The organism is Streptococcus oralis, from assembly GCF_001579175.1.
GTDB classification, from domain to species: domain Bacteria; phylum Bacillota; class Bacilli; order Lactobacillales; family Streptococcaceae; genus Streptococcus; species Streptococcus oralis_O.
The window spans coordinates 615,143-617,773 of sequence record NZ_KQ970760.1; the positions used below are offsets into that span (position 1 = coordinate 615,143).

General features: G+C 42.3%; 3 protein-coding genes and 1 pseudogene. 3 read left to right on the plus strand and 1 reads right to left on the minus strand.

Annotated features, from left to right (window positions below; all coding sequences use genetic code 11):
* Nucleotides 1-91: 91 nt before the first annotated feature.
* The 3 genes and pseudogenes from SORDD24_RS07345 (at nucleotide 92) to SORDD24_RS07355 (ending at nucleotide 1,780) form a co-directional block, all read left to right on the plus strand.
* A pseudogene (locus tag SORDD24_RS07345) lies at nucleotides 92-225 on the plus strand (DUF4044 domain-containing protein).
* 70 nt (nucleotides 226-295) lie between these two features.
* Complete coding sequence (obgE, locus tag SORDD24_RS07350) at nucleotides 296-1,606, plus strand: GTPase ObgE (protein WP_004240053.1); 1,311 nt, start codon at nucleotides 296-298, stop codon at nucleotides 1,604-1,606.
* 9 nt (nucleotides 1,607-1,615) lie between these two features.
* The gene (locus SORDD24_RS07355; RefSeq protein ID WP_000502575.1) at nucleotides 1,616-1,780 is read left to right on the plus strand and encodes a hypothetical protein; all 165 of its coding nucleotides are present in this window, start codon (nucleotides 1,616-1,618) and stop codon (nucleotides 1,778-1,780) included.
* Nucleotides 1,781-1,813: 33 nt separating this feature from the next.
* On the opposite strand, the gene SORDD24_RS07360 is transcribed toward SORDD24_RS07355, so the two are convergent.
* Complete coding sequence (locus SORDD24_RS07360) at nucleotides 1,814-2,284, minus strand: arginine repressor (protein ID WP_001043022.1); 471 nt, start codon at nucleotides 2,282-2,284, stop codon at nucleotides 1,814-1,816.
* Between the last annotated feature and the right edge of the window lie 347 nt (nucleotides 2,285-2,631).

Sequence of the window (2,631 nt, forward strand, 5' to 3'; positions counted from 1 at the left end):
AGCAGGGGTTCTTGCTTACTTGATTTTGTGGGCAATTGCACCTGTTTCTACAGAATATTAAATTAAAATTATAGAGTAAAAAGGAGAAACTATGGCTTTTGGAGATAACGGTAACCGTAAAAAACAATGTTTGAAAAGGTGACACTTGTTGTCGTGCTCATCATGTTGTTTGTGACCCTTGCTGGTATCTTTGCAACGGCGCTTGGAGCTTTTAGCAGATTCTAAGCAAGTTGTTTAGACAGAAACAATGACTAATGACTGGGATTTCCCAGCCTTTTTAAAGTGAGAAGAAAATATGAGTATGTTTTTAGATACAGCTAAGATTAAAGTCAAGGCTGGTAATGGTGGTGATGGCATGGTTGCCTTTCGCCGTGAAAAATATGTCCCGAATGGCGGACCTTGGGGTGGTGATGGTGGACGTGGTGGTAACGTCGTTTTCGTAGTAGACGAAGGCTTACGTACCTTGATGGATTTCCGCTATAACCGTCATTTCAAGGCCGAATCTGGTGAAAAAGGGATGACAAAAGGAATGCATGGGCGTGGTGCAGAAGACCTTCGTGTTCGCGTACCCCAAGGAACGACTGTACGGGATGCTGAGACAGGGAAAGTCATTACAGACTTGATTGAGCACGGTCAAGAGTTTATCGTGGCACATGGCGGTCGAGGTGGTCGTGGAAATATCCGCTTTGCAACACCAAAAAATCCTGCACCTGAAATCTCTGAGAATGGAGAGCCGGGTCAGGAACGTGAGTTGCAACTGGAATTAAAAATCTTGGCGGATGTTGGCTTAGTTGGTTTCCCATCTGTCGGAAAGTCAACTTTGCTTAGTGTCATCACTTCAGCTAAGCCAAAAATCGGTGCCTACCACTTTACGACAATTGTTCCTAATTTGGGTATGGTTCGTACGCAGTCAGGTGAGTCCTTTGCTGTTGCAGATCTTCCAGGTTTGATTGAGGGAGCTAGTCAAGGTGTTGGCTTGGGAACTCAGTTCCTTCGACATATTGAACGCACTCGAGTTATCCTTCATATCATCGATATGTCGGCCAGCGAAGGGCGTGATCCTTATGAGGACTACCTTGCTATCAATAAAGAATTGGAATCATACAACCTTCGTCTGATGGAACGTCCGCAGATCATCGTGGCTAACAAGATGGACATGCCCGAAAGTCAGGAAAATCTTGAAACCTTCAAGAAGAAATTGGCAGCTAACTACGACGAGTTTGAAGAACTACCAGCCATCTTCCCGATTTCTGGTTTAACCAAGCAAGGGTTGGCTACCCTTTTGGATGCGACAGCTGAATTGTTGGACAAGACTCCAGAATTCCCAATCTATGATGAATCCGATATGGAAGAAGAGGCTTACTATGGCTTTGACGAGGAAGAAAAAGCCTTTGAGATTAGTCGTGATGATGATGCGACATGGGTACTTTCTGGTGAAAAACTCATGAAACTCTTTAACATGACCAACTTTGACCGTGACGAATCAGTCATGAAGTTTGCCCGTCAGCTTCGTGGTATGGGGGTTGACGAAGCCCTTCGTGCACGTGGTGCCAAAGATGGCGACTTGGTCCGCATCGGTAAATTTGAATTTGAATTTGTAGACTAGGAGATTGATATGGGAGATAAACCGATATCATTCCGAGATGCAGATGGAAATTTTGTTTCTGCAGCAGACGTATGGAATGAAAAGAAACTAGAAGAATTGTTTAATCGTCTCAATCCCAAACGTGCTCTTAGATTGGCACGTATGAAGAAAGAAGAAACACTTTCAAATGAATAAACAAATCCCGTGATTTTTAATCACGGGATTTGTTTATTCACTAAAGAAAAATGGTGGGGCATATTTTTTAAGATTTTCAAAACATGCTTGTGCTTTTGTAGCATCTTCACAGATGATCATGCAGACATCGTCTCCGCATAGTGTAGCAACAACATCTTTGAAATCAAGGGCATCAATGACAGCTCCAAATGACTGGGCCAAACCTGGAAGAGTCTTTAGAATAACTTGGTGTTGGACAGGACGTAACATGACAAGAGCATCTTCCATATAGTTTTCCAAACGTTTCTCCCATTTAGAAATAGAACCAGTATTTAGAACATAGTAGGACTGGTCTTCTTCCCGAACTTTTGAAAGGTTCATAGTCTTGATATCACGAGATAAGGTTGCTTGTGTGACTTGGATATCATTTTCCGCTAACAAGGCTTGTAATTCTGCTTGGGTATGAATTTTATTTTTTGAAACGAGGGCGCGGATAAGTTGGTGTCGATGTTCTGATTTGTTCATAAAGTAAGTACTCCTTTTAAAAGGTACAGTAAGCGTGGACTGAACGAAAATGTCAGTCGGGTGGTAGGCGGTATTGTCACGTATGATGATTTTAAAGTCAGTAGGATAAAGAACTAGATGGAGAGATTCTCCTTCTTTTAACTTGTCACTAGTTGCGTGCAGATGAATGATATATCGATCCGTCCATCACCATTGATGTTCTTTAATGACAGTGAATCATCTAATTAGGGTAGCATTCTGTCACGGCTTGTTGTGAATTTCCTATAAATGTCAATTCACAGAGAGTTCCAACATGTGGTGTGGTAGCGTGTATGATAAATGGTGACACATGTTGATTGGGGGAGTAT

What these genes read in the sequence shown, in the direction of transcription:
- obgE (WP_004240053.1), top strand. Translation starts at nt 296, where the DNA reads ATGAGTATGTTTTTAGATACAGCTAAGATTAAAGTCAAGGCTGGTAAT.
- SORDD24_RS07360 (WP_001043022.1), bottom strand. Translation starts at nt 2,284, where the DNA reads ATGAACAAATCAGAACATCGACACCAACTTATCCGCGCCCTCGTTTCA.
- SORDD24_RS07355 (WP_000502575.1), top strand. Translation starts at nt 1,616, where the DNA reads ATGGGAGATAAACCGATATCATTCCGAGATGCAGATGGAAATTTTGTT.